Genomic DNA, 26,639 nt, shown 5'->3' on the forward strand with positions numbered 1-26,639 from the left:
CAAGGAGCGAATGGCAACGACAAACGGCCTTCGTCCGCAACAGCGCGGAGAAGGCCGTTCTTGTGGAGAATCTTTTATTGCGGTTTACTCCAGTTCATAGATTTTATACAGTTGATCCAGCAGCAGGTTGGCCGCTTTGATGCCGCCGGCGGTATTCCAGATGGCGTCGTCGACCTTGTAGGCTTTGCCGTTCTTGACGGCCTTCAGGTTTTTCCACAGCGGATCGTTCGTCCACTCTTCCTCGGTCTTGCTCGCTTTGCCGTCTCCCGTCTCGTAGGTAAAGTAGAACAAACGGTCGGCATCGACTTCCGGCAGACGTTCTTTCGTAATTTCGTCAACGAATGTGTCTTTCGCGTTTTTCGTCATTTCGTTCCGGGCCAGCCCGATTTGTTCAAAGATGATTCCCGAGAACGTATTGGTATGGTACACGCGGGTCTTCCCGTCCATGAAACGGACGACCGATACCGTCTCCTTCAGCTTGTCGCCGGCCTTGTTGCGGAAATCTTCGATCCGTTTGTCGAAGTCGGCCAGGATTTGATCTCCTTCTTCCTTTAATCCGAGGGCTTCAGCATACAGCTTGAAGTTCACCTTCCAGTTGCCGCGCAAATCCTCCGACATGACGGTAGGCGCGATCGCGGAAAGCTGGTCGTAGATTTTTTCCTGCCGCATTTTGTTGCCGATAATCAGGTCCGGCTGAAGTCCGGCAATCAGCTCGATGTTCGGCTGGCTTTCTTCCCCGACCTCGGTTACGCCCTCCATCTCGGCGGCGATATGGTCGTACCAGGGATTTCCCGTCCAGGAGCGGACGGCTCCGACTGGCTTGATGCCGAGCGCAAGCACCGCTTCCGTTCCTTCGTTGGTGAGAACGACGACCTTTTTCGGTTTGCCTTTGATTTCGGTCTTGCCCATTGCATGCTCGACTACGCGCACTTGATCGTCGGAAGCATCGGCTGCGGCGGTAGCGCTGGAAGATGCGGAAGCGCTCGGCGACGCTCCGCTATCCGAAGGACTGCTGCTCGCGTTGTTGGCTTGCTTGCCGCATCCGGCCAAAGCAAGAACAACCGTAAGACATAAGATAACCGACCACAACGAACCTTTTTTGGTCAAACGACCTAGAGACATGTACGACCCCTCCACTTTAGTGAATAATTTTGATAATGATTATCAATACCAACGAAAACTATACGGATTCCCAAGTTGTTTGTCAACAAAAAAATGGATCGGCGATGAAACGTATCTTTCAAAAGGCGGCCTCAGCTAATCGAAAACGATTATCAAAATCATTGACATGAGGTTAGCCTGATTCTACAATGCTTATGAATACATCGTGATGAAAGTAGGCCGATAACCCCGATATGAAATCATTTGGTTTGGTTGCATCGATTGTAGCGCTTGTTGCGGCCATTGCGGCCAGTATCGCGTTTGGGGTTACGAATATCCCCCTTTCCGTCGTGTGGGATTCGCTTGCGCATTTTAACGGCGGCAACGAACATCTGGTCATTCGCACGACAAGAGTGCCCCGCGCCCTGATCGCGGCTTCCGCGGGAGCGTGTCTGGCCGTAGCCGGAGCGGTCATGCAAGTCATCACCCGCAACCCCATCGCCGCTCCAAGCACGTTGGGCGTCAACGCCGGCGCCGTCTTTTTTATCATTCTGGCGACGGGATGGCTGAATGTGTCGGGGCTGCAGGCGCTGACCTGGGTCGCGCTGATCGGCGCGGCGGCGAGCGGAGCCTTCGTTTTCTTTCTTGGCAGCATCGGCAGGGACGGCATGACTCCGGTGAAGATTACGCTTGCCGGGGCGTCGATGGCCGCTTTCTTCTACTCCCTGACACAAGGGCTGATGTTGTCGGACGGAAAAATGTTCGATCAGGTGCTCGTCTGGCTGGTCGGTTCGGTCGCGGGCCGGGATTTAAGCCAGCTTGTCGCCGTCTGGCCCTATATGGGGTGCGGTATGCTGATCGCTCTGCTCCTGGCGGGTCCGCTTAACGTTCTGGCCATGGGCGACGAAATCGCCCGCAGTCTCGGGCAAAACACCAATCTTGTCCGAACGCTGGCGGCTGCGGCCGTCATCCTGCTTGCCGGCGGTTCCGTTGCGGTCGCCGGACCGATCGCCTTCATCGGAATTATCATTCCGCACATCGTCCGTTTTCTCGTCGGCAACGACCATCGCTGGATTTTGCCCTACTGTGCGGTTCTGGGAGCGCTGCTCCTGGTTGCGGCCGATTTGGGATCCCGTTTTATCGCCATGCCCCGGGAAGTGCCGGTCGGAGTAACGACCGCGATTCTGGGCGTGCCGTTTTTCGTCTATCTTGCAAGAAAAGAGTTGCGGACATGAACAACACTAAATTTGCATGGTTTCGTTCTCCCCGTTTCCGGTACGCTTGGCTATTGCACAAAAGAGCCTTGCGGGTATCCGGCATTCTGCTCGTTATGTGCGCGGTTTTGATGGTCGCGAGCATCGCCTTCGGGAGTCAGTACGTCCACCCTGCGACCGTCGTTAAAGCGGTTTTCGGCCAGGCCGATCCGATGAATCAGGTGATTGTGGAAAAGCTGAGAATGCCCCGCGCCATTGTGGCGGTGCTGGTCGGCGCCTCCCTGGCGGCGGCGGGAGCGGTGCTGCAGGGCATCATCCGCAATCCGCTTACGTCGCCCGACGTTGTCGGCGTTACGGAGGGGGCGTCGTTCGGAGCGGTCTTGTTCGTTTATGTTTTCACGAACCAGGTTTCCATCCATTGGATGCCGCTTGCCTCGATCCTTGGCGCTTTTGCGGTCACCGGGCTGCTTTACGTTCTCGCCTGGAAAAAAGGCGTGTCGCCGCTCCGGCTTGTGCTGATCGGAATCGGCATTTCCGCCGCCATTAAATCGTTATCCTACATGCTGATCATTTCCGGTCCTCTCCAGCTTGCGGACAGATCGCTTACCTTTATGACCGGGAGCATCTACGGCGTCTCTTGGGAACGGGACGTTGCGACTTTATTGCCTTGGATTGCCGTCCTGCTGCCCTTTACCTGGCTTCAAGCCCGCAAGGTCAACATTCAGGTCCTTGGTGACGATATTGCGGTCAGCGCGGGCGCGCGGGTTCAGCGGGACCGTCTGCTGCTCCTGCTGCTCAGCGTTTCCCTGGCGGGATCCGCCGTCGCGATCGGGGGCGCCATTTCCTTTATCGGCTTGATGGCTCCTCACATGGCGCGGAGATTGACGGGGCCTTCATTCGGCAGCCTGCTGCCGGTCAGCGCATTGCTTGGGGCCATCATCCTGCTCGCCGCCGATCTGATGGCCCGCACCGTGTTCTTCCCGCGCGATATTCCCGCGGGCGTGTTCACGGCGGCGATCGGGGCGCCGTTCTTCATGTACTTGCTGTACCGCAAACGGAACGGCAACGGATAGGCTGTACCCAAAGCCGGTCTGCTCGCCTGCGGTCTGCTCGCCTGGCGGAATGTAAATAATGAAGAAATGGCGGTGCAAGGGGGTTATCCCTTGCATCGCCATTTTTTGCTTCCGGCCCATTCTTGGTTTCGGCCCTTTCTTAGTTCCGGACCTTACTTGGTTCCGGTCCAATCGTGCTTTCGGCCCATTCTTTCGATCGGCCGATTTGGGCTATCGGTCGAATTTGGCTATCTCCCAATTCTTGCAGCCGGTCCATGGCCGCTTTCTTGCGCAAACGCCGGGCAAGCGAAAGTCTTCCAGCCTCAGGCCCGCCTTCGGCAGGCTCCGAAGCCGAAAACGCCGGAATCCCGATCCCCTCTTCATTTGTCCAAATGCCCTCTCCGTCTCGCGCATCCCCCGAATCGGCAACGCATCCGTACGTTTTCTTGCCGTTTCGCTTTCCGCTTTACACCTCTGCATGCACCCCGTTCCTGCCCAACCGCCCCCGCGGACCGGATGCTCGATTCAATTGCTTCTATGACACTTAAATCGAGGGTGGGCGCGAAATCGGGCGCTGCAGTTGCTGTCTTAGCAACTGCATTCCTGCCCAACCGCCCCCGCGGACCGGATGCTCGATTTAATTGCTTCTATGGCACTTAAATCGGGGGTGGGCGCCAAATCGGGCGCTGCAGTTGCCGTTATAGCAACTGCATTCACGCCCAACCGCCCCGGCAGGCCGGATACCACGTTTTGGCTTAAGCTTCTTAGTTCTTGTGGCTGGTTTTGCAGGGATGATCCTTTGAGACCGCCCAATAGAGCCGACCGAAACGGAGCCGCCAAGCGTGCGCAGCACCCGCCGCTTCACGGCCTGGCCGAAGTTCCGTCCGGCAGGCGGGCCAACGTCCAGCCGGGAATACGGTTGACGCACGGATACCGGGCCGCGAGCGCTTCGTCGATATCGATCCCCAATCCCGGACGGTCGTTCAGATAGGCGTAACCGTTTCGCAGCTCCGGACAACCGGGGAACACTTCACGGATTCGCTCGGAGAAGCCGTACCATTCCTGTACGCCGAAATTGGAAACGGACAGATCGAGATGCAGGTTGGCGGCATGCCCGACCGGCGATACGTCTCCGGGGCCGTGCCATGCCGTCCGCACGCCGAACGCCTCGCACAGCGCCGCCAGCTTGCGGGCCGGCGTGAGCCCGCCGATCGCGCTGACGTGCACGCGGATGAAGTCGATCAACGAGCCGGTGATGAGCGGCGTCCATTCCCGCGGATGAGTGAACAGCTCGCCCATCGCGATCGGCGTCGCGCTTTGACTGCGGATGGCGGCCAGCCAGTCGAGCTGCTCGGGCGACAGCGGATCCTCGAGAAAGTAGAGCCGGTACGGCTCGAGCTGCTTGGCCAACCGTACCGCCTCGATCGGCGAGACCCGTTCGTGGACGTCGTGCAGCAGCTCCGCCTCAAAGCCGATGGCGGCGCGAAGATGCTCAAACAGCCGGGGAACGCTGCGCGCGTAGGCGTCCGGATCGTAATACGCGCCGGGCAGCGCGTTGTCCGGAGAGCGGATCGCGTGCCCGCGCCCGCCGTACCCGCCCAGCTGGCAGCGGATATGGCGGACGCCCTGTTCCATGAATTTCCGGACGTTCTCCTCCACTTCCCGTTCGTCTTGACCGTCCGCATGCCGGTAGACGGCCGCCGCTTCGCGGCACTTCCCTCCGAGAAGCTGGTAGACGGGCAAGCCGGCCAGCTTGCCTTTGATATCCCACAGCGCCATGTCGATGCCGGAGAGCGCGTTGTTCAGCACCGGCCCGTTGCGCCATTACGAGCTCACCATCGCCGTCTGCCAAATATCCTCGATGCGCTGCGGATCTTTGCCGATCAGAAACGGCCTCAGATAATGCTCGATCGCATTCGCCACCGTCAAATACCGCTGCGTAAACGTTGCGCATCCGAGTCCGTACAGATCCGGCTCGGAGGTCTCCACCTTCACCACGACCAAATTGATGCCTTCGGGCGCGGTCAATATCGTTTTCACGTCCCGTATCGCGATTTCCCCCATGCGCGCTTCTCCTCCCCTCTTTATACGCGAGGCCTGCCCCAGCCGTAACCCGCTTCCGGGCTCGTATCTTCGGGCATGCCGGGCAGAATGAGTCCCCCATCCACCCGAAGCGTCGTTCCCGTAATATACGAGGCACGGTCGGAGACCAGCCAGGCGACGGCTTCGCCGATATCGGCCGGCGTCCCGGCTCGTCCCAGCGGAATTTTCCGGCCCAGCGCTTCGTAATGCCTCCGTATGGCGTCGCCTTCGCGCGAGGCGATGGCGCCCGGAGCGACGCAATTGACGCGGATGCCGTGCGGCGCCAAATCCAGTGCGGCCGATTGGGTCGCCCGGCTCAGCGCGGCCTTGGAGCCTCCGTACACGGCGTCGCCGGCATAAGCCCGCTCGCTTCGCGTCGACGCGATATTGACGATGCTTCCCCGGATTCCCCGCTCGATCATTTGGCTGGCGGCAGCCTGCATCGCAAGCAGCGGCGCCCGGAAGTTCAGATGGACGATCCGGTCGAATTCGGCGGCGCTCAGCTTGATCACGCTTTGAAACTTCGAGATGCCGGCATTGTTGACCAGAACGTCCAGCCGGCCCAGCTTCCAAGCGGCTTGCTCCACAAGGCGGGCCGGCGACTCCGCTTTCGTCAAGTCGGCCTGAAATATGAAACACGACCGGCCGTAGTCGGCCGCCACCCTTTCGGCTACCGCTTCCGCTTGCGCCTCCTCCTCAAAATGGCTGATCGCCAAATCGTAACCGCAGGAGGCGAGAGCCAGCGCAATCCCTCTCCCGATCCCGACCGCGCCCCCCGTAACCAGCGCCGTTTTTCCCGTCATACGCTCATTCATGCACCCGCAGCTCCTTTGCCCGGATCGTTACAGCCAAGCGAACATGCCGAAAACCGATCGAACCGCGAACAAGGCTTGCGATCCGTCCCGGCACCACGCGTCAGGAAAAAGACAACCCCCGGAAGAAGCCTCCTTTCAATAAAAAATAGTTTTTCATGCAGATTATACCAACTATTGATTGGCGGATAAAGCAAGCAATTGCCTTCTTAAGCGGGAAAAAAACGGCAGCAGCCAGCCGAAAATCGGCCGACTGCTGCTTGGAGACCTTTTATTTTTGGTTTTCCCGATTTCGCTCGATCAGCATATCGGCGAACAGATCGATCTGTCCGGTAATCGCAATCGGATCGTAGCGGTAGAAGGTGTTAAAGTCGTTGATGAACAGACGATTGTTCTTCACCGCATCGAGGTTTTTCCAGACGGCGGAAGATTGCAGTTCCTTCAGCTTGTCGCCCTTGTTCTCCGGATCGTAGACCGTCAGAAACATGTAGTCCGCCGCGTATTCCGGCAGCACCTCCATCGATAGCTGAAGCGTTTGGTTGTCGTTGCGGTTTTTCTCCGGCATCTTTAATTTCAGCGCGTTGTACAGCGCTTGCCCGCCCCGGCCCGCATTGTCGCCGAACGTCCACAATTCGCCTTTGTCGGTCAGCTCGTAAATGCCGAAAGTCGCGTTTTCGTCGACGACTCCCTTCAGCCTCTCGCGGCCTTCCGCCGCTTTCTTCTCGTAATCGGCGATAAACCGCTTCGCCTTCTCCGGCTCGCCGACGATGTCGCCGAACAGCTCGACCGTTTCGTAAATGTTCTTAGCCGTATTGTAGGGAATATGGATCGTCGGCGCGATTTTGGACAGGGCGTCGTAGTTGTCGTCGTACATGACGACGATCAGGTCGGGCTGAAGCTCAAGCACTTTTTCCGTATTGATGGGAGCCCCGACGTCCTGCGCATCTTTCAGCAGATCCTTCAGAAAAGGATTGTCGAACGCGGAAGGTTCGACGCCGACGACATGGCCGCCTGCGGCCAGCAATTCGCCGCCGTAATAGTCCGTCACGATCCGTTGCGGTTTGACCGGAATGTCGACGGCGCCTTTGGCGGTTTGGAAGCTGCGGAACGCCTTCCCTTGCGATGCGGAAGCGGACGGCGAAGCGGCTTCGTTTGCGCTTCCGGCGCCGCCGCAGGCCGCCAGCGCCAAGGAAACGAGAAGCAGGATGGCGGCGATGGCCGGCACCGGTTTTCTCTTGATCAACGTAAAACCCTCCTATGAATGTGTGCGGGATGCGTGTGACAGCGAGTTCTTCATTTAAAAGATAATGAGAATCATTGTCATTTGGAATATAGCAAACGGAATTCCCTGCTGTCAATACGGAAGTTCAAAATCCGACATTCTTGAAATTCGGGTCGTTATGCGTCATTATTTATATTGGAGCCTTGATAAACGAGCCTCCGAACCGCGCTGTTCGGACTCTGCCTCATAGAGACGATCGCTTGAATCGATGTCATGACAAAGGAGAAATGGATGTGTCTCAGGAAGAAATCATTTTGACCCCGGAAGGATACGCGAAGCTGGAACAGGAGCTGGAGGAACTGAAAACCGTCAAGCGCAAGGAAGTCGCCGAACGCATCAAAGTCGCGCTCAGCTACGGCGACCTCAAGGAAAACTTCGAGTACCACTCCGCCAAAAACGATCAGGCCTTCGTTGAAACCCGCATCCTCACGATCGAGAAAATGCTGAAAAACGCCCGCATCGCCGAGAAATCGGACAATTCGACCGTTCAGGTCGGTTCCGTCGTCGTTTTGTACGACGAGGAATTCGACGAAAAGCTTGAATACAAAATCGTCGGACCGTCCGAAGCGGACGTCGCCCAGCAAAAAATCTCGTACGAGAGCCCGGTCGGGAAAGCGCTCATCGGCAAATCCGTCGGCGACACGGTCCGCGTGGAAGCGCCGATGGGGATCCTTACCTACAAGCTGCTCGAGATCAAGACGGGCGATTGACGGCCCGATCGGCAGCCGGCGGTAACGATCCCCCGCTTGCCGTTTACAGCTTTTTGTAATCGCGCTGCATGATTTTGCTGACGAGCCCGGTCCATTTCGGATTTGCCGGACAGTATTTCCGGGCGATTTTATCCACGGTCGTATAACCTTTGCCGATGTAGTTCTTCGCAATCAGCTGGCCGAATTTTTTGACGCATTCTTCCTTCGTCTTGAAGGCGAAGGCCCGCTTATTCTCCTCGCCGCCGGAGGCGTTCAGGCCGAACAGATTGTTCTTTTTCCTGGCCAGACTGCTTTTGCCGTTGCCGCTCTCCAGCTTCATGACGGCAATCGTAAAGAAGGCGTTGATTCCGTATTGTTCTTCGATTTCCAGGATGACCTCTTCCAGGCCGTAATGGGCAAGGGCGGTTCCTTCGAAAATCGTTTCGATATGCTCGGCGGTGAGTCCGGATTTCGTTTGGACCTTGTTGGTCGGTTGCTTAGGCTTGGAGGGGGTTGAGGGAGGCGAAGACGGCGAAGGCGCCGGGGACTTTAATTCCGAATGCGCGGGGGCGCTTGAGGCTGGGGACAAGCCGACGGCCGGCGGCGTTTCCCCTGTCCGGTCGATGCGCTTGGCGTAGCCGCCATGTACATATCCGCCGCCTTTCAGGAGAAGCCAGCCGCTATCCGTTTTCTTAATGACGTCAAGGATGTCGCCTTTTTTGACGACGTCGATGATTTTGGACTTCGCATAAGCGTTCGCGCGCACGTTGAGAAAATACGCGGTCACTTCATATGTATCCGCTGGGGCGGGCTTTGCCTTTGCCGCTTCAGACGCTTTCGCGCCGGACGCTGCGGCTTTCGTCGCCGCGGCGGCAGATCCTACTATAACCCGATCCGTTTCGCCCAAAGCTCCCGGCTTCGCAAAGGCCGGAAAGGCTGTTGCCGATGGCGTGAAGGCCGTCTCCCCGGTTGAAGCGCCGACGGCCGGCAGGGCCGTTACGGCTGCAGAAACGGAGGACGACGAAAGTATGCGTGCAGCCGCATCCACGGTCGGAGCGGCCGCCAGATTGTTCGAATGAAGAAAGCATACGCCTACCGTCAAGAGCAAGGTTGCGCAAAGCGCGCAGATGGAGAAGTACACGCTTTTTGCCATACGCAGCATGAGATGCACCTCTTTCTCGGATTGGTGAAATGCCTTTCCTTTTTTGTTTAGAATCGATTGTACAGACTGCCCGCTAAAAAGCTTGTCAAAAGGACTGACGGAATCGTTTGTTTATTTGTCGAATGCCCTTAAATGAGAAGATCTTCATTTAGAACAAAAAAAACCGCCTCGCAGCGGTTTTTTTTGCAAAAGAGACGGGATTTCATTAAAACTCGGCGGCCGCTTTTTGCGCTTCGGCGACACCTTGCGCGATAATCGCCTCCGCCCGGTCGGCCAGTTGGTTGTGGCCTTCGACGATGACGTTTGTCGTATCGGTCACGCCGAAGAACGCCAGGATGTTGCGCATATAGTTGAAAGCCATTTCCGCGGAAGCGGCGGGGCCTTCGGAGTAGATGCCTCCCCTTGCGACGAGCAGCGCCACCTTTTTGTCCGAAACCAGGCCGACCGGTCCTTGCTCCGTATATTTAAAGGTTTTGCCCGCTTGGCAAAGATAGTCGATATACGTGTGCAGCACAGCCGGAACGGTGAAGTTCCAGAGCGGAAAAGCGAACACGACTTTGTCCGCCGCCAGGAACTGATCGAGATATTTGCCGGATACGGCGACGGCGGCTTGTTCGGCGGGCGTCAGTTCCATGCCGCGGGCGGCTTTGAAGTTGCCGTTGATCATATCCGCATTCAAGTACGGCAGATCTTCCTTGTACAGATCCAGCTCGATAATGGTGTCGTCCGGATGGCTTTTCCGATAGCTTTCCAGAAAAGCGTAATACAGCTTGACGCTAACGGCCTGCTCGACCGGACGGTCGTTCGCTTTGACAAACAATACAGTGCTCACGCGGTTCCCTCCATCCATTCTACTCTATTTTTTTGTTACCTCCTTTATTTTATATAGTTCGATTGCGGCGAACATCGGAAATTAGGCCGAAAAAAAGGCATAAAAAAACCGCCCGAGGCGGAGGGCCGGTCGTAAGACTTTAGACGTAGAGGCGGACGGCGGCATAAGCCCGTTACGGTTTCGGATTCAGCATGTTCACGGCGAACAGCGCGGCCTGCGTCCGGTCGGTCAGACGGAGCTTGGCCAGTATGCTGCTCACATGCGTTTTGACCGTTTTCTCCGCGACAACCAAAGTCTGGGCAATCTCTTTGTTGCTCATGCCTTTGGCAAGCAGCTGCAGCACTTCCTTCTCTCTTGGAGTCAACGATTCCAGCGCTTCGCGGCTGCGCTCTCCGTCCGGCTCGGTCTGCTGCGGCGCCAATTGCGACAGGAGCGCGTTGGAAATATCAGGGTGCAGCTGAATATTGCCCTTGTATGCGCTGCGTATCGCTTCCGCCAATTGGTCGGGCTCGACGTCTTTGAGCATGTAGCCGACCGCTCCCGCTTGCAGCGCCGGCACGACATGGCTCCGGTCCGAAAAGCTCGTGAGAACGAGCACCTTGATTTCCGGATGCCGCTCGGCAATGAGCGCGCTCGCTTCGATCCCGTCCATGACCGGCATTTTCAAGTCCATGAGCACAATGTCGGGCTTCAGTTCGGCCGCTTTCTCCACCGCTTCCTGTCCGTTATGGGCTTCGCCGACCAATTCGAAATCGGGCTGCATATTTAAGAAAAACGAAATGCCTTTCAAGACGATCTGATGGTCGTCGGCCAGCAAAATTTTGATTTTCAACGTTATTCCCTTTCCTCGCAGCACTTCTCCTCGATGACATGGATGGGAATCGTCGCTTTGACGACCGTCGGTTGCCCATGGCCTCCGGTAAACGTCACGGAACCGCCCAGCGCTTCCGCCCGCTCGCGCATGGAACGCATTCCCATGGTAAGCTTTCCTTTTTTCTTGCCGGAAGAAAAGCCTTTTCCTTTATCCATAATTTCGAGCGTGGCATCCGTATCCGACTTGACCAGCCGGATGTACGCCGTATTTGTGCCCGAATGCTTTTTGACATTGTTGAGCGCTTCCTGGCCAATGCGCCACAGCGCCTCTTCGATCGAGCGCGGCAGCGATTTGACGCCTTCCGCCCGCTCGTACACGGTCAGATCCATCGCCTGCGCATATTGCTTCAGCGCCGGCAGCAAGCCGTTTTCGAGTCCTGCCGGATGAAGCTGCCAGATGAGGGAGCGCATCTCCTTGAGCGTATCCTGGGCAAGCTGCCGGATTTCCTGCAGCGACCGCGACACGACCGGATCTTTCTCCCCCAGCGCCGTTTCCGCGCCTTTGGCCAGAAAAGACAGCGAGAACAGTTTCTGCATCACCGAGTCGTGCAGATCGCGCGCCACCCGATTCCGCTCCTCCATCCGCGCCAGCTCGCTGCGCTGCTCGTAGATGCGCAAGTTCTCCACGCTGAGCGAAAAATGATCCCCCAGCGAATACATGAAATCCGTATGATACTCATCGAATTGCCGCTTCTTCGGGCTGCTGACGAACAGAACTCCGATCGCGCGGGCACGGATGCGCAGCGGTATCGCAGCGGCGGACGCAAACGGCGGAATGCCGATCGCGCTCAGCGCGCCGCTTGCAACTTCGTCGCAGTGCGAGACGATGACGAGCCGGTTTTCCCGAAAGGCGGTGTTGACCGGTTCGGCCCGATCGACCGGAAGCGTCTGCCAAGTCTTGTTCACCTGGCCGTTCGCATATTGGGCCTGAAGGGCCAGCTGCTGCTGATCGCGGACAAACAGCGAAACATTCGGCCAGTCGAAAGCTTGTCCGATCGCCTGAACGGCGCGCAGCGGCAAATGGCGGATATCCTGAACCGAGTGAATCTCCTGAATGACATCGCCGAGCTTGGCATACAGCAACGCGCTCCGTTCCTGCGCCTGGTACAGCCGGATTCGTTTGATGGCCGATCCGATTTGGTAGGCGACCGCCTGCAGCAGTTCAAGCTCGTTGTCGGATAAACGCTCTTTGCCCGCTTCGGCCACATTCAGCAGGCCGAAACGGTCCTTGCCCGATTCGAGCGGAACGGTCGCATGATGCGTGATGCCCCCCGTATCGCACCGGTTGACGTCCGCCGCATAAGGAATGCGCGAACATTCGATAATATTGACCGCGCGGTGCAGCTTCCCCTTGCGGTAGCGATCCACGCACCAGCAATTGTCGCCGCACATCGCGGCCTGATTCCGGGCCTCGAGCGCGGGAGGAAGGTTGCTTGCAACCGCGCAGAACTCGTTTCCGCAATCGTCGAAAAGGAAAATCCAACCGGCCGTAAAGCTGGTCGTCTGCAGCAGCTTGGATAAAGCCCCGTTCAGCATCCGGTCCATGTCGTTGGTCGTATTGATCAGTTCCGCGATTTCTTTCAGGGCGACAAGCTCATTGCCGCGAATTTCCCCGCACAAGCGCTTCCCCTCCCTCATCTTGCCTGCATCGGTTAAACGCTCAGCTCGTCACGATATTCGGCGGCCTTCGCCCTTCCAGCGCGGCGACGAGATTTTCGGCGGCAAGCATGGCCATATCCGCCCTCGTCCGGCCGGTGGCCGAACCGATGTGCGGAAGCAGCACCGCATTGGGGAGAGAAGCGAGCGGATGGCTGCCGCTCAGCGGCTCCCGCTCGAACACGTCGAGGCCCGCGGCATAGATCCGGCGGTCGCGCAGCGCCTCGTATAGCGCCTGCTCGTCCACGGTTTCGCCGCGGGAAGCATTGACGAACACCGCCGTATTTTTCATCAGCTTAAATTCATTTTCCCCGATTAGGCGGTGCGTATCCGGCGTAAGCGGCGTCATCAGCACGATAAAATCGGACTCGGCCAGCAATCGGTCCATCGGCCGGTACTGCGCGCCAAGCTCGGCCTCCGCCTCGGGCTTGCGGTTCCGGTTATGGTACAGAACGTTCATGCCGAAGCCCCATTTGCCTCTGCGGGCCACCGCTTCGCCGATTCTCCCCATGCCGATGATACCCAGCGTCCGGTGGTGCACGTCGATGCCGAACAGATTGGCGCCGTCCGCTTCCGACCATCGCCCCGCCCGAACGTAAGCGTCCAATTCCGCGATGCGCCGGGCCGCAGCCAGCATCAGGCCGAAGATCAGATCGGCGACCGTTTCGTCCAGCACGCCGGGCGTATTGGTGCCGATAATTCCCCGCTTCTTCATTTCGTCCAGATCGAAATTGTTGTATCCGACGCCGATGTTGCTGATCACCTTCAACCTGGGCGCATGGTCCAATTTCTCCTTCGTGATCCGGTCGGACGTCGTCGTCAGCAGCCCGTCCGCTTCCGCGAGAAGCCGGTGATACTGCTCAAGCGGCATCGGCCCGGACTCGTTCCACATCGTATACCGGCAATGCTCGGCGATGAACGACTCAACCTCGGCCGGAATCGGCTTCGTAATCAGCACGTTCGGTTTCATGCCAGATCCACTCCTTTGCCCTGGGGCTCGTTGCAATTGAGTCTAATGTAACGCGCCGGCGCCGCGCCGTCAATTCGCGCCGAACGCCGATCTGCATTGCGGACGGTTCGTCAACTGTCGGACAAACGCAGCACCCGCACCCGCTCGCCTTGCTCCGCGCCTTTTCCGCCCGCCGGAATAAGCGCCAGCGCGTTGGCGGACGCGAACGCGGCCATGTTCCCCGCCCGGTCGTTGCCCAGCGGCGTGACCAGCCAGTCGTCACCGGCGAATTCGACCCGGCAGCGAACGTACCGGGGATAGGGCGAGGGCTTGGAGACGGATTGCCGCAGGATGCCGGCCGCCCACTCGTTTTGAAAGGCTGTCCGGCCGGCGCTGCGGACGACCAGCGGCTTCAGCAGCAACTCCATGCCGGCGAAGCAGGCCGAAGGATTGCCGGATAAGCAGAGCACGGGAATTCCGCGGACCTTGTAAGCCGAAGTGGGCGTTCCCGGGCGCATATGGACTTTCGTGAACAGCGGCTCGGCGCCGAGCCGCTGCAGCGCGTTGGCGACTACGTCGTAGGTCCCGACCGAAATGCCGCCGGTCGTCACGACGATGTCGGCTTGGCCCAGCGCCCGCTCCAGGCCCGCCGCAATCGCATCCGCGTCGTCGGGCAACGGATCGGCGAGGCTGGCGGACGCGCCCAGCTCACGCAGCCGGGCTTCCAGCATCAAGCCGTTCGCATCGTAGATGTGGTGCTTGGGCAACGGTTCGCCCGGCCTGACAAGCTCGTCGCCGACCGGCAGGATCATGACGCCCGGCCTGCCGAACACCCGCACCTGCGCGCAGCCGAACGCGGCCAAAAGCCCGATTTCCTTCGCGCCGAGACGGGTTCCCTTGTGCAGGACCGTCGCGCCTTGCGGGATGTCCTCGCCCGCCTCCGCGACGTGTTTGCCCTTTTCCGACGCGCGGTCGACCCGGATGCGGTCCGGCTTGTCCGCCCCGGCGATTCGGGTGACGGCCTCCTGCATCAGGACGGTATCGTACCCGTCCGGAACCGGCGCTCCGGTATAAATCCGCAGAGCGCCGCCAGCGGCATGAGCGGGGCCGGGCTCCGGCCCTCCCGCCTTCGATTCGTCCCCGACGGGGAGCAGCACGGGGTTATCCGGCGACGCCGACGCGATCGTTTCGGCCCGCACGGCATAGCCGTCCATCGCCGCCCTGCGGAAAGGCGGCATCGGAAACGGACTGATCAAATCTTCCGCCAGCACCCTGCCTAAGGCTTCCGCGATCGGGACGGTCTCGGCGGGCGGAACGGGCAGACCGGCGCATAAACGTTCGACCGCTTGTTCAACGGAAACGCTTATCGGCCTGGAGCTTGAACTGTTGGACATATCGCCGCCTCCATCATTTATCGTTAACGGCCATTCGAACAAAAAAGCCCGTCCCTGTCGCACGGGAGCGGGCTGCGTCACTGCATGTACCGTATCGCATTCCGAATATAGAATATATAGAAATCCGTAGCTCGTCAAGCGAGAAGGCTTTTGATTTTCCCTTCGATTTCGGCCGGCGTGACCTGCGGATCGATGCGCTCGACGACGTTTCCTTCCCTGTCCACGAGGAACTTCGCAAAATTCCACTTGATGTCGAACTGCTCCGCCGGGCCGCGGCTCGTCAAATACTTGAACAGCGGATGGGCGTTGTCGCCGATGACGTCAACCTTCGCAAACAGCGGGAACGTCACCCCGTAATTGAGCTTGCAAAACGCCTCGATTTTCTCTTCGCTCTCCGGCTCCTGCTCCTTGAACTGGTTGCAAGGGAAGCCGAGAATGACAAGCCCTTCGTCCTTGTAGCGTTCGTACAGCGCCTGCAGGCCTTCGTATTGCGGCGTCAGTCCGCATTTGCTGGCCGTGTTCACGATCAACAGCACTTTTCCTTTGTAGGTTTCCAGCGAGATTTCTTCGCCTCGAATCGTTTTCGCCTTAAAATCGTATACGGACATGGCAAAGCCTCCCTCCATTTGAAAACGGTATGCGCCGCCTTAAATTTAAATCAATTAAATTTTATACAATTTAATAGAGCGTGTCAAACGGCCTGCCGAAGGCCGGGATACAGGACAAACCGGAGTCCCGGCCCATTCAAGCCGCGTTAGGACAAGCTTCCTCTTGCCGTATCACGGCTGCTGCCGGCCCGAATGCCGCTAGGCGCTGCTTTCGCTCACTCGGCCGGCGGCGTAAACGTCCGCTGCGCGAATTCCGCGTCCATCATGAAGAACGCGTTGCTGTCCTTGTCGATGCGCTTCAGCTTCTGAATGATGTTATCGAACAGAGCCTCTTCCTCCACCTGCTCGTCGATAAACCATTTGAGGAAATACATCGTCGCGTGCTCGCGCTCGTTCAGGGCGAGATCGGCGAGATGATAGAACCGTTTGGTGTTCTGCTTCTCATGCTCGTAGCCGTGCTCGAACACGTCGAGCATGGATTTGTATTCGTTTTTCGGTTCCGGCAACGCAGACAGCGTCGCCCGCTGGCCCCGGTCGTTCAGGAATTTGTATATCTTCATGGCGTGAAACCGCTCTTCTTCCGCCTGAACGATGAAGAAATTGGCAAAACCGTCCAAGCTTTCCGCCGAACAATAAGCGGCCATCGCAAGATACACATGCGCTGAATAAAATTCGAAGTTCATCTGCTCGTTTAATGCCCGCCCTAGTTCTTTATTCATCGCTATGCACCTCTAATCCGTGGAATGGCTCTATTTTAGCATAACTCGTACGGGCGCAGCATCCATTATTTCCATTTTTCGCGGAAACTTACCGCGCTTCGATCCATTCCGTCAGCCGTTTCTGCAATTGTTCGGGCGTAGGGGCGCTTACGATATCGGATTGGATCAGAACGAAACATTCGCGTTTGCACGTCTTGCAGTTGCCGAGGCAGTCTTTCTTTTTCCACTTGATCTCCGCATATGTGCTTTTCAACAGCTTGTAAACCGGTTTCGTTCCGTTCTTCAAATTCCGCTCGCAAACCTTGATTTTTTTCAATACGCTCACCCCGTATGCCCAACGGCGGATTGGCTTCCGTATAAATGATAATGATTATCATAATCTTCGTCAATACGGAAACAAGCGTCCGCTTCATTGTTGTATGTTCCCGGGAGCGAGCACATAGGCTTTGGTAGAACGAGGGAGAATCCGAACCGAAACGAGGTGCCGGAAGCGGTGAAAAAAATCGTGTGGAGCTTGCCGCTGCTTGTGGCGATCGTCGGCTATGCCGTCGTCCGCTCCCCTGTCTCTTCCGGATCCGAAGCGAAAGCGAGCTATGCCGACGGCCATCTCCTGCTGGACATGAGCAAAGAGCAGACCGACGCCCGCATGATGAAGGACGTATCGTTTCGCATTCGCATCCGCGATGCCGAAGGAAATCCGGTCCAAGGGGCGGCGGCGGGGCTCAAGGTGCTGCTGTCGATGCCCGGCATGTTCTGCGGCACGGTGCCCGCTCAAGTGTCCGAAACGGAGCCGGGCGTCTATACGGCAACCGGCGTGCCGGTGATGCGGGGAAAATGGCAGGCGGAGGCGATCTATCGGACGGAGGACGGCGCGATTCGGCTGTTGTATCCGTTCAAGGCGGAATAATCCCGCCCCTTGATCTCTCGCTTTGCGAGCAAGCATAGCGCGCCGGCAGCTCACCACAGCCAGGGATGGATCGAAGCGATCCATCCGTTGACGCTCAGCCCTTTCATGATCGACAAAAACCCCATCAGCACGGCGAGCCCGTGCCCGGCTTTGTTCATCGCCCTTCGCCACCTGCGCCCGATTCGGCCGGCGGTCAGCGCGGACAACAGCAGAACGGGAAAAGTCGCAAGCCCGAACGCCAGCAGCATCAGTGCCCCTTCCAGCCAGGAACCGGACGCGGCCGCGTTCATTTGCATCGCGTACGTTAACCCGCAGGGCAAAAGCCCGAGCAGCAAGCCGGTCAGAAAGACGCCCAGCAGTTCGTACCGCTGCCGCAAGCGGGCAAAGGCTCCGAGCACGGCGTCGTGGCCGGGAACGGTCCGGCGGTAAACCGGCAGCGTGTACTTCCTGAACGTCCACAACAAGATAAATGCTCCGCCGAGCATGCTCGCGATTCCCTGGATGCCGACGAACCGGCCGGCCATATTCAGAAACGAACCGGCCGCCCCCATGATGCCGCCGACCGCCGAATAGGTGAGCACCCTTCCGGCGTTGTAGGCCACAATCGGCTTCAGCGGCGGACCTTTGGCGTTCAGGGCGAAGGAGGAGACGATGCCCCCGCACATGATCAGGCAATGAGGCGCGCCCGTCAGTCCCGATAATACGGCGAGCGTCAGAAAATTAGCGGACAGGTTCGCCATGTTCCGCCTCCTTCCCGAACCGGTGCAGCCGCAAGGCGTTGCCGACGACCAGCAGCGAACTGGCCGACATGCCGACGCAGGCCAAGCGCGGGTCCATCAGGCCGAAGGCGGCAAGAGGAACGGCCGCCGCATTGTAGAGGACGGCGAGCAGCAGATTTTGCCGGATGTTCCGCATCGTCCGCCGGCTGATGGCCATCGCCCGTCCGATGTCGGTCAGCTTGTTGCGCATCAGCACGATGTCGCCGGCCTGCATGGCCGCATCCGTTCCGCCGCCCATCGCCATGCCGATGTCGGCTGCGGCCAAAGCGCCCGCGTCGTTCATGCCGTCGCCGATCATGGCGACGGTCCGTCCTTTCCGCTGCAAGCCGCGGACAAGCTCGTATTTCCGTTCCGGATGCACGCCGGCATATACATGCTTAATCCCGGCCTGCAGAGCCGCGCTCCGGGCCGCCTCCTCCTGGTCCCCCGTGACCATCCAGATTTCGGCCCGCTTGCCCAACTGGCGGATCGCCTGAGGAGCCTCCGGCCTGAGCCGGTCGGCAAGCTCCAGCACGCCCTGCAGGCTGCCGCCAACCGCCACATAGAGCGCGGTCGTCCCTTCGGGAACGGCGTAACGGGCGTACGCGTTCGTTTGAACGCCTTCCGATTTCAGCCACTGAAGGCGGCCCACATGCACCCTTTTCCCGTCCACGATTCCCGTCGCGCCTTGGGCGGTCAACTCGACGGCTTCGGCGGCAGCGGGAATGACCAGACGATAGCGGTGCGCGGCTTGAACGATCGCCTGGGCGAGCGGATGCGCCGACTGCCGCTCGACGGCCGCGGCCGCACGCAACAGCTGCATCTCCTTCCCCGGAGCGCAGCGGATGGCCGCAAGATGCGGTTTTCCTTCCGTCAGCGTTCCGGTTTTGTCCATCAGCAGATGATCGACATGCTGCAGCACCTCCAGCGCGCGGCCTTCCTTGAACAAAATGCCCGAGCGGGCCGCGATTCCCGATCCGATCAGAACCGAAAGCGGCGTCGCCAGGCCCAGCGCGCACGGGCAGGCGATAATCAGCACAGACAGCGCATGTTCAAGCGCAGCGGCATAGGCGGAAGCGGAATCGCCCGAAGGCCGCATCGCCCAGGCGGCAAACGTCGCAAGCGCGCAGGCCAGCATCGCCGGGACGAAATAAGCCGCCACCCGGTCCACCTTGCGCGCGATCGCCGGCTTCGCATTTTGCGCTTCCTCCACGAGCCCGATCATGCGGGACAACCGGCTTGCGCCCGTCCCGGCGCTTGCGGTCACCAGCAGCTTCCCGCTTGCGCTGCGGGTCCCGCTGTAAACCGGATCGCCGACACGCTTGACCGCCGCGGCGCTCTCCCCCGTCAGCAGCGACTCGTCCACTTCGCCCTGTCCGCCGGAGACGATGCCGTCCGCGGGAATCCACTCGCCGGCCTCGATCGCCACCAGATCCCCTTTTTTCAGCTCTTCCGCGGGAATCCACTGCTCCTCGTCGCCCCGGACGACCCGAACAAGCCTCGCCTGAAGGTCGTACAGCGCGTTCAAGTCTTTTAACGCCCGGCCTTTGGCGATCGATTCCAGCAGTTTGCCCAGCAGAATGAACGTCATGATCATCGCAATCGTATCGAAATAGACGGGCGGATGTCCGGCATGGCTGTGCCCTTCCGCAAGCGGCATCCGAAACACCTGGTAATGGCTGTAAAAATAAGCCGCCGAGGTGCTGAGAGCGACGAGTACATCCATATTCGCCGTCCGCGCTTTCAGCGCCTGGTACGCGCCGTAATAAAACGGGAACCCGACGCCGAATTGCAGAAACGTCGCCGCAATCCACTGGAAAACCGGCATTTGGAACAACGGAGGAACCCATACGCCGTCAGGCCCGGCCAAATGGCCGAGCATCGCCCACAGCAGCGGAAACGACAAGCATGCGGACAGCAGAACGCGCAGCGCATAAAACCGGATCTCGTCCCGCGACCGCGCGGCCGGGTTCGCCTGTCCGTCCGATGCGCGGTAGCCGAGCTGTTCGATGCGCCCGCAGATGGCCTTCAGCTTGACCCGTTTCGGATCGTACCGGATCAGCGCTTGGGCCAGCGCCAAATTGACCGAAGCCTGTTCGATGCCTTCCATGCGCCCGAGCGACTTCTCGATCCGAGCCGAGCACGCCGCGCAGGTCATGCCCGTTATGTAGAGGCGAACCGTCGCCATCGTATTCCCCCTCCCCCTCCATACAGTCTATGGACAAAGCGGGGCGGTCAGAATACGAGACGCGGGGAAACCTGCCGCGCCGTTATTTCAGGGATGGAGAGCGCCGGACGGCTGCGGCAAAATCAATCGCTTGGCCGGCGCGGCGGTTCCGAACCGCTTCCGGTAACCGCATTTGCGGCACAGCTCCTCGACCGCCACCCTGCGCGAGAAGCCGTCGACCAGGCGTTTCGCCCGCTCCCCCTCTATAATTTCGGAGAACGGCTTCTGGTGGATGTTGCCGAGATTGATGACGCCCTCCCCGTCCAGACAGCAGGGCACGACCGTGCCGTCGACCAGAATGCCGGCCTGGTTGCGCAGCCCGTAGCAAAAGCCTCTGCCGTCGTCCTCCTCCGCGTTCAGGTCGGGCCACTCGAATTCATAGTCCTGGTTCAAATAAACCCGCTCGGCAAGCTTCAGCCCTTTGCCCGGTTCGACCTTCTCTTCGATGCGAAAGTCCAGGCCGAATTCCTTCTCGATGGCCGCGAGAATGTCCCGGTTGCGGGCCCGCTTCGCGTTGGTCTCGTTGTCCGGGGCGAGGTTCCACAGCCTTAGCGAGATGATCATGGACGTGCGTTCCCTGGCTTCCCTTACGAACGACAAAACGCTTTGCACATAGCCTTCCTTATCGGCGGATCCCGCGTGATTGGAGGAGCCTGCGTGCCCGTCGAAGCTGTGGAGGGAAACGTTCATTTGGCGAATCGCCGGCTTCGTCAGCAGCTTGTGCCCGACCTTGTGCAGCAGCGTGCCGTTGGTGGTGATGTTCACTTTAAAGCCGTGTTCGTGGCTGATATCGAGCAGCTCGCCGATTTTCGGATGCATCAGCGGCTCGCCTTTAAGATGGAAGTAGATCGAATCCGTATATGGCTTGATTTGTTCCAGGCGGCGGACAAACGCTTCCTTTTCGATAAACTTCGCCTGCCGCCCCGTCTGCGGACAAAAGCTGCACGCGAGATTGCAAATGCTTGTGATCTCCAAGTAAAATTTCTTGAACCGCTTCAACCGCTTATCGCTCCCCATCGGCCTTATGCCTGCTCCTCGACCGCGCAATCGTACGTGCAACGGAATCTCTCGATTCCGGGAATCTTTTCCCCGAGACTTTCAATCGTAAATCCGACGCTGCGGTAAAAGTCGACCGCGTCCTCGTCGATCTCCGCGACCAGGATCCGCGGTTTTTTGAGCCCGATCAGTGACAGCAAAATGGCGGTTCCATACCCTTTGCCCCGCTTGTCCGGCACGACCGCGATATGGTTCAGTTCCAGCGTCCCGTTCTCGTGCAGGCGGAAACCGGCCAGGCCGGCAAGCTCGTCGTTCGCATAAAACCCCATGATTTCCAGACGATCGTCACCGCGGTAAACTTGGATGAATTCTTCCGGATCGCTGTAAGCGGAAAGCTCGATCAGTTCCTGAATCTCCGGTTCTTCCAGTTTGTGTTTGATATCGATCAGCATACGCGCTCTATCTCCGTTTCTGTTCGGGAATCCCGCCCCGTGCCGCCAGACGGCAACCGGACGGCTTGCATCCCGTCTTTCGTTTCTTTACCCTATTATACTTTTGTGCGCCCGCCTTTGAAGCCTTTTTTTATCGCGGCCGGGCGCGGAACTTTTCGAAAAAAACAAACAAAATTACGAATACAAAGTGCCAAGCGCCGTGACGGGCCGTTACGAGGACCTCGCGCTTCTCGTATCGTTTCTGGCTTCCGGCGAGGCCCGCCATTTGAACGGAGCGGATATTCGCCTTGACGGCGGCTTTCTTCTTCATTATATGGATCATAAAATATGGATCATAAAATGAAACGCCCGAAGAGAGGTGGCATGCGGTTGGATGGACAAACGGAAGTGCATGCGGAAGAGCAGCCGGACAATCGCGGGCTAGCACGGCCAAATTCGCAGGCGGAACGGCCTCCGAACGGACAATTGGCCGGCAAAGCGGCGCTTGTGACCGGCGCGGGAACGGGCATCGGCCAAGGCGTTGCGGTCGAGCTTGCGCGGCGCGGCGCGAAGGTGGCCGTCCATTACAACAACAGCGAAGCCGGAGCGCTCGAAACGATCCGCCGGATCAAGCAGTTCGGCGGCAAATCGGCCGTATTTTTGCAAGCGCTTAACCCTCTTCGTGCACCCCCGCTTCAAATGATCGATAATCGCGGCTTGATTCCATTAAATGGAGCAACGCCGGAACGGGACAATCGGAGGTTTTGCCGGAATTTGACGTTTACAGCTGCTTTTAGGATCATGAAAAAGCCCGGTCGCCCGGGCTTCAGACAAAATGGCAAACGGAGTTGCCGTTCCTGCGTTCCTGCGCTTGGATTGCGCTTCGGAAGCTTAGATTTCACACGACCCGGAACGTGCCGGTGCCGAAGGCGCACAAAGTCCCGCTCTCCGTACGGGCGAACGCTTGAGCCGTAACGGATTTCCCCGAGATGTGAAGCGGCTCGGCCGTCACGATCAGCTTTCCTTCTCTCGCCTGCGCGACAAAGTTCATATGGAGATTGGTCGTGACGACGTTGGCTTCGGGCTTGGCGATCATCGCCAGAAGTCCCATGGCCGAATCGACCAGCGTCGCATAGACGCCGCCGTGAACGATTCCGATCAGGTTCAGGTGATGCGTCCGAATGTCCAGGGTGACGACGACCCGGCTGTCCGTCGCGCTCTCGATTTCGCAGCCCAGAACGTCCCAGAACGTTCCCGCAGCCGCCTTTCTCCACTGCTCCATCTTCGGATGGACGCCGTTTGGTTCCGCTTCCATTTTTGTCCCTCCTCGTCTCGACATTGCCGCCGTCAGCCGGCGTTTCGCGGAATCTTAGGCCGAAGGCCTCATTACAGCCCGGCGCCGGTCCGCTTGCTCGCCTCCTCCTCCAGCAGCTTCCGCCGGAGCACTTTGCCGGCCATCGTCTTCGGAAGCTGGTCGCGGAATTCCACGATTTTCGGAACTTTGTAGGCGGCCAGCCTTTCTTTGCACCAGCGCACGATCGCCGCTTCATCGGGCGCGGAGCCGTCTTTGGGCACGATGTACGCTTTGACCGTTTCTCCCCGGTACGGATCGTACACGCCGGCGACCACCGCTTCCTCCACGTCGGGATGCTCGAACAGCACTTCCTCGACTTCGCGCGGATAAATATTGTACCCGCCTGCGATGATCAAGTCTTTCCGCCGGTCCAAAATATAGAAAAAGCCGTCTTCGTCTATCCTGCCCATATCGCCCGTGAGCAGCCACCCGTCGCGCAGACATTTGGCCGTCTCCTCGGGGTTGTTCCAGTACCCCTTCATCACCTGCGGGCCGCGCACGGCGAGCTCGCCGATCTCGCCCGGCTCCGCTTCCTCCAGCGTATCGGGACGGACGATTTTCGCGTCGGTGTCGGGAAACGGGATGCCGATGGAGCCCGTCTTCCGCTTCTCCCAAATGTTGTTCGCGTGCGTGACCGGCGACGCTTCCGTCAGCCCGTAGCCTTCGATCAGCTTGCCTCCGGTCAGCTCTTCGAAGCGGGTTTGCACCTCAAGCGGAAGCGGAGCCGCGCCGCTGATGCAGACATTGATCGAAGAAAGATCGTATTTGGAAATGTTCGGATGGTTGATAATGGCCACGTACATGGTCGGCGCGCCGGGAAACACCGTCGGCTTTTTCCGGTGAATCGTCTTCAGCACCTGATTGATCTCGTATCTCGGCACCAGGATCAAGGTGCCCGCTAGCGAAATGCCTTGGTTCAGCAAAACCGTTAACCCGAAGACATGGAAAAAGGGCAGCGCCGCCATATACTTTTCCTTGCCGATGCGGCGGCGGTAAAACCAAAGCTGCGTTTGAAGCGTGTTCGCGACCAGATTGGCATGGGTGAGCATGACGCCTTTGGCGTATCCGGTCGTGCCGCCCGTATACTGGAGCAGCGCCAGATCGTTTTCGGCATCGATCTCGACATGGCATGGGGTGGGCGGGGACTGCTTGAGCAAGTTCAGGAAGGGGAGCAGCTTATCGGTGTAGGACAATTTCACGTACGTGCCGTCCTTTTTGGCTTTGAGCGGGTACAGCACGTTTTTCGGAAACGGCAGGAAATCTTTGATCGAGGTGGCGACGATATAGTCCAGCGGCCGGTTCTCGGTGGCCTGCCGGACCCGGCCGACCAGCGCGTCCAGCGTAACGATGATTTTCGCTCCCGAGTCTTTCAATTGATGTTCCAGTTCCCGGGTCATATACAGCGGGTTCGTCATGACGACAATGCCGCCGGCCAGCAGGATGCCGTAATAGGCGATCACCGCCTGCGGACAGTTCGGCAGCATGACGGCAACGCGGTCGCCTTTGCGAACGCCCAGCCGGAGCAGGGCATTCGCAAATCGGTACGAGTGGCGAAGAAGCGACCGGTACGAAATCTTTTTTCCCAAAAAATCGAGGGCGACTGTATGCGGAAAAGCTTCGGCAGACCGGACGAGAAACTGCGCCAGCTGGTGCTTGGGATAATCGAAAGTCGGCGGCACTTCGTCGGGATAATGGGTTAACCAAGGTTTTGCCGTCATCGCCTTGTCACTCCCATCTCGCAGAATGCGTTACACGACGTACGATTCCGACTCGATTACGTTTGCGGCGATTTGCCGTTTTAAGCCCAGCGCGTTGACGGGGGTCCGTTTCGTCCATTTTTTCAGCGCGGACAGCAGCGTGCGGAGCGTATCCCCCGTTTCCATCGCGGCCAGCGCTTCTTTCGCCCACGCCTCGATCCGTCCGAATTCGTCGTGGACGAAGGCGGTTGCCATTGCGATCGCAAGCTCCGCCTTCCGCTCGCCGGCGCGATCGATCCGCTTCCGGGTTCGGAGCAGCACGCTTTCCATCGCATAGATCGCGATCATCATATCCGCAAGAAGGCTGACAATCTCCTGCTCCTTCTCAAGCTTCGTCTGATACTTTTGCACGGCCTGGGCGCCGATCAGCAGAAAGATTTTTTTGGCCATCGACAGCAAATGGGATTCCTGCGCCAGCGGACCTTCCAGGCTCGGGACCGGCCTCGGCTCCGTCAGCTCCGCCTGCAGCGCCATCGCCTTCGGCAGCAGCGGCAGCTCGCCCTTCAAAGCTTTCTTGATCAGCGCTCCCGGAATGAGCAGCCGGTTGATTTCGTTGGTTCCTTCGAAAATGCGGTTGATCCGGGAGTCGCGGTACATGCGTTCGATGGGATACTCCTGGATAAAGCCGTAGCCGCCGTGAATTTGCACGCCTTCGTCGACGACAAAATCGAGCGTCTCCGAGCCGAACACCTTGTTGATCGAGCATTCGATCTGGTATTCCGCGATCGCCTTGGCCGACTGATAGCCGACATCCGGACTTGCGTGATCCACGTCGGCAAGGCCGACGTCGAACAGACCCGCCGTCCGGTACACCATGCTTTCCAGCGCGTAGGTGCGGACGTTCATCTCGGCCAGCTTTTTGCCGATCAGCGGGAAGGAGGAAATCGGGCGGCCGAACTGCCGGCGTTCGTTCGCGTATTTGGCGGCGAATTCGATCGCGTTTTTCGCCGAACCCACGCAGCCTGCGGCCAGCTTGAAGCGCCCGATGTTCAAAATGTTGAAGGCGATCAGATGGCCTTTGCCGACTTCCCAGAGCAGGTTCTCCGCCGGCACCTTCACATCCTCCAGAATCAGCGGGCACGTGGACGAGCCCTTGATGCCCATCTTCTTTTCCTCCGGCCCGACGCTTACGCCCTCCATCGTCCGTTCCACGATAAACGTGCTGAAATCGGTTCCGTTCACTTTGGCGTAAACGATAAAGAGATCGGCAAAACCCGCATTCGTAATGAACTGCTTCGTTCCGTTCAGCACGTAATGGGTGCCGTCCTCGGACAGCTTTGCCGTCGTCTTCGCCCCGAGCGCGTCCGATCCGGACGACGGCTCGGTCAGGCAGTAAGCGGCGATAATCTCGCCGGAGGCCAGCTTCGGCAAATATTTGCGCTTTTGCGCCTCCGTTCCGAAATAGACGATGGGCAGCGTGCCGATGCCGACATGGGCGCCGAACGACAGCGCGAACGAAGCCGCCTTCGTCAGCCGTTCGTTGATCAGCGTCGTGCTCACCTTATCCAGTCCCATGCCTCCGTAGGCTTCCGGGACGTCCGCCCCGAGCAGGCCGATCTCGCCCGCTTTGCGCAGCAGCCGCACCGTCAGGTCGTAATTCAGCTTCTCGACTTCCTCGTCCCGGGGGGCGACTTCCGCGGCCACGAACTGCTCCGTCGTTTCGGCGATCATCCGCTGCTCGTCGCTGAAATCCTCCGGCGTCGTCACGTGCCGGCTGTCGATGTCCTCGATCACGAAGCTGCCGCCCGGCACTTTAGCGTACGTTCGTTCGCTCATGCGATCCT

25 protein-coding genes and 1 pseudogene are annotated in these 26,639 nt (G+C 58.8%); 5 read left to right on the forward strand and 21 right to left on the reverse strand.

What is annotated here, in order from left to right; translation table 11 throughout:
- Positions 1 to 84: 84 nt before the first annotated feature.
- The gene (locus F560_RS0101730; protein ID WP_026298043.1) at positions 85 to 1,122 is read right to left on the reverse strand and encodes an ABC transporter substrate-binding protein; all 1,038 of its coding nucleotides are present in this window, start codon (positions 1,120 to 1,122) and stop codon (positions 85 to 87) included.
- Between the two features lie 233 nt (positions 1,123 to 1,355).
- Here F560_RS0101730 and F560_RS0101735 point away from each other — a divergent pair, with 233 nt between their 5' ends.
- Both F560_RS0101735 and F560_RS0101740 read left to right on the forward strand, forming a co-directional pair.
- Positions 1,356 to 2,336: a FecCD family ABC transporter permease gene (locus F560_RS0101735; protein ID WP_026298044.1), complete on the forward strand. Its 981-nt coding sequence runs from the start codon at positions 1,356 to 1,358 to the stop codon at positions 2,334 to 2,336.
- The gene (locus tag F560_RS0101740) at positions 2,333 to 3,388 is read left to right on the forward strand and encodes a FecCD family ABC transporter permease (RefSeq protein ID WP_019003977.1); all 1,056 of its coding nucleotides are present in this window, start codon (positions 2,333 to 2,335) and stop codon (positions 3,386 to 3,388) included. Before F560_RS0101735 ends, F560_RS0101740 begins: the two co-directional genes overlap by 4 nt.
- Positions 3,389 to 4,228: 840 nt before the next feature.
- Here the strand turns inward: F560_RS0101740 and F560_RS26165 are convergent.
- The 4 genes and pseudogenes from F560_RS26165 to F560_RS0101760 all read right to left on the reverse strand — a co-directional run bounded on the left by F560_RS26165 (position 4,229) and on the right by F560_RS0101760 (position 7,504).
- Positions 4,229 to 5,026 (reverse strand): enolase C-terminal domain-like protein, encoded by a 798-nt coding sequence (locus F560_RS26165; RefSeq protein WP_281167159.1) that lies wholly within the window; start codon positions 5,024 to 5,026, stop codon positions 4,229 to 4,231.
- Between the two features lie 72 nt (positions 5,027 to 5,098).
- A pseudogene (locus F560_RS26170) lies at positions 5,099 to 5,431 on the reverse strand (starvation-sensing protein RspA); the annotation flags it as partial.
- A gap of 20 nt (positions 5,432 to 5,451) precedes the next feature.
- Entirely contained in the window at positions 5,452 to 6,264 is an 813-nt protein-coding gene (locus F560_RS0101755) for an SDR family NAD(P)-dependent oxidoreductase (RefSeq protein ID WP_019003981.1), read from the reverse strand.
- A gap of 268 nt (positions 6,265 to 6,532) precedes the next feature.
- Entirely contained in the window at positions 6,533 to 7,504 is a 972-nt protein-coding gene (locus tag F560_RS0101760; protein WP_019003982.1) for an iron-hydroxamate ABC transporter substrate-binding protein, read from the reverse strand.
- 272 nt (positions 7,505 to 7,776) lie between these two features.
- Here F560_RS0101760 and greA point away from each other — a divergent pair, with 272 nt between their 5' ends.
- Entirely contained in the window at positions 7,777 to 8,253 is a 477-nt protein-coding gene (greA, locus tag F560_RS0101765; RefSeq protein WP_019003983.1) for a transcription elongation factor GreA, read from the forward strand.
- A gap of 43 nt (positions 8,254 to 8,296) precedes the next feature.
- Here the strand turns inward: greA and F560_RS0101770 are convergent, their stop codons facing one another.
- From F560_RS0101770 to F560_RS0101810, 9 genes are all read right to left on the reverse strand, one after another.
- Positions 8,297 to 9,394 carry a glucosaminidase domain-containing protein gene (locus F560_RS0101770; RefSeq protein WP_019003984.1) on the reverse strand — a complete coding sequence of 366 codons (1,098 nt, stop codon included), beginning with the start codon at positions 9,392 to 9,394 and terminating at the stop codon, positions 8,297 to 8,299.
- A 205-nt stretch (positions 9,395 to 9,599) separates the two neighbouring features.
- The gene (locus F560_RS0101775) at positions 9,600 to 10,226 is read right to left on the reverse strand and encodes an FMN-dependent NADH-azoreductase (RefSeq protein WP_026298045.1); all 627 of its coding nucleotides are present in this window, start codon (positions 10,224 to 10,226) and stop codon (positions 9,600 to 9,602) included.
- A gap of 172 nt (positions 10,227 to 10,398) precedes the next feature.
- On the reverse strand, positions 10,399 to 11,058 hold the full coding sequence (locus F560_RS0101780; protein ID WP_019003986.1) for a response regulator: 660 nt from the start codon (positions 11,056 to 11,058) through the stop codon (positions 10,399 to 10,401).
- A 2-nt stretch (positions 11,059 to 11,060) separates the two neighbouring features.
- A complete protein-coding gene (locus F560_RS0101785) occupies positions 11,061 to 12,719 on the reverse strand; it encodes a GAF domain-containing sensor histidine kinase (RefSeq protein ID WP_019003987.1) in 1,659 nt (552 codons plus the stop codon).
- A 40-nt stretch (positions 12,720 to 12,759) separates the two neighbouring features.
- Positions 12,760 to 13,725, reverse strand: a complete 966-nt coding sequence (locus tag F560_RS0101790) for a 2-hydroxyacid dehydrogenase (RefSeq protein WP_019003988.1) — start codon at positions 13,723 to 13,725, stop codon at positions 12,760 to 12,762.
- Between the two features lie 110 nt (positions 13,726 to 13,835).
- Complete coding sequence (locus F560_RS0101795; protein ID WP_019003989.1) at positions 13,836 to 15,098, reverse strand: molybdopterin molybdotransferase MoeA; 1,263 nt, start codon at positions 15,096 to 15,098, stop codon at positions 13,836 to 13,838.
- Between the two features lie 134 nt (positions 15,099 to 15,232).
- On the reverse strand, positions 15,233 to 15,706 hold the full coding sequence (locus F560_RS0101800) for a glutathione peroxidase (protein WP_019003990.1): 474 nt from the start codon (positions 15,704 to 15,706) through the stop codon (positions 15,233 to 15,235).
- 215 nt (positions 15,707 to 15,921) lie between these two features.
- Positions 15,922 to 16,425 (reverse strand): ferritin, encoded by a 504-nt coding sequence (locus tag F560_RS0101805; RefSeq protein WP_019003991.1) that lies wholly within the window; start codon positions 16,423 to 16,425, stop codon positions 15,922 to 15,924.
- 88 nt (positions 16,426 to 16,513) lie between these two features.
- The gene (locus tag F560_RS0101810; protein WP_019003992.1) at positions 16,514 to 16,741 is read right to left on the reverse strand and encodes a DUF1450 domain-containing protein; all 228 of its coding nucleotides are present in this window, start codon (positions 16,739 to 16,741) and stop codon (positions 16,514 to 16,516) included.
- Positions 16,742 to 16,918: 177 nt separating this feature from the next.
- Here F560_RS0101810 and F560_RS22240 point away from each other — a divergent pair, with 177 nt between their 5' ends.
- Positions 16,919 to 17,332, forward strand: coding sequence for a FixH family protein (locus tag F560_RS22240; RefSeq protein ID WP_156828857.1), 414 nt, complete (start codon positions 16,919 to 16,921; stop codon positions 17,330 to 17,332).
- A 50-nt stretch (positions 17,333 to 17,382) separates the two neighbouring features.
- Here F560_RS22240 and F560_RS0101820 read toward each other — a convergent pair whose 3' ends face one another.
- The 4 genes from F560_RS0101820 to F560_RS0101835 form a co-directional block, all read right to left on the reverse strand.
- Positions 17,383 to 18,072: a sulfite exporter TauE/SafE family protein gene (locus tag F560_RS0101820; RefSeq protein WP_019003994.1), complete on the reverse strand. Its 690-nt coding sequence runs from the start codon at positions 18,070 to 18,072 to the stop codon at positions 17,383 to 17,385.
- Positions 18,053 to 20,278 carry a heavy metal translocating P-type ATPase gene (locus F560_RS0101825; protein ID WP_019003995.1) on the reverse strand — a complete coding sequence of 742 codons (2,226 nt, stop codon included), beginning with the start codon at positions 20,276 to 20,278 and terminating at the stop codon, positions 18,053 to 18,055. The genes F560_RS0101820 and F560_RS0101825 overlap by 20 nt, the downstream gene beginning before the upstream one ends.
- Positions 20,279 to 20,365: 87 nt before the next feature.
- On the reverse strand, positions 20,366 to 21,316 hold the full coding sequence (locus F560_RS22245; protein WP_051088283.1) for a radical SAM/SPASM domain-containing protein: 951 nt from the start codon (positions 21,314 to 21,316) through the stop codon (positions 20,366 to 20,368).
- Between the two features lie 23 nt (positions 21,317 to 21,339).
- Positions 21,340 to 21,765 (reverse strand): GNAT family N-acetyltransferase, encoded by a 426-nt coding sequence (locus F560_RS0101835; protein WP_019003997.1) that lies wholly within the window; start codon positions 21,763 to 21,765, stop codon positions 21,340 to 21,342.
- A gap of 363 nt (positions 21,766 to 22,128) precedes the next feature.
- Here F560_RS0101835 and F560_RS24815 point away from each other — a divergent pair, with 363 nt between their 5' ends.
- Positions 22,129 to 22,719, forward strand: a complete 591-nt coding sequence (locus F560_RS24815) for an SDR family NAD(P)-dependent oxidoreductase (RefSeq protein ID WP_083931926.1) — start codon at positions 22,129 to 22,131, stop codon at positions 22,717 to 22,719.
- Here the strand turns inward: F560_RS24815 and F560_RS0101850 are convergent.
- The 3 genes from F560_RS0101850 to F560_RS0101860 form a co-directional block, all read right to left on the reverse strand.
- Positions 22,643 to 23,059 carry a PaaI family thioesterase gene (locus F560_RS0101850; protein ID WP_019004000.1) on the reverse strand — a complete coding sequence of 139 codons (417 nt, stop codon included), beginning with the start codon at positions 23,057 to 23,059 and terminating at the stop codon, positions 22,643 to 22,645. The genes F560_RS24815 and F560_RS0101850 overlap by 77 nt on opposite strands.
- A gap of 71 nt (positions 23,060 to 23,130) precedes the next feature.
- Positions 23,131 to 24,816, reverse strand: a complete 1,686-nt coding sequence (locus tag F560_RS0101855; RefSeq protein WP_019004001.1) for a long-chain-fatty-acid--CoA ligase — start codon at positions 24,814 to 24,816, stop codon at positions 23,131 to 23,133.
- A 30-nt stretch (positions 24,817 to 24,846) separates the two neighbouring features.
- Positions 24,847 to 26,631, reverse strand: coding sequence for an acyl-CoA dehydrogenase family protein (locus F560_RS0101860; RefSeq protein WP_019004002.1), 1,785 nt, complete (start codon positions 26,629 to 26,631; stop codon positions 24,847 to 24,849).
- Between the last annotated feature and the right edge of the window lie 8 nt (positions 26,632 to 26,639).

It is taken from the genome of Cohnella laeviribosi DSM 21336 (assembly GCF_000378425.1).
In the GTDB taxonomy this organism is placed as follows: Bacteria; Bacillota; Bacilli; order Paenibacillales; family Paenibacillaceae; genus Cohnella; species Cohnella laeviribosi.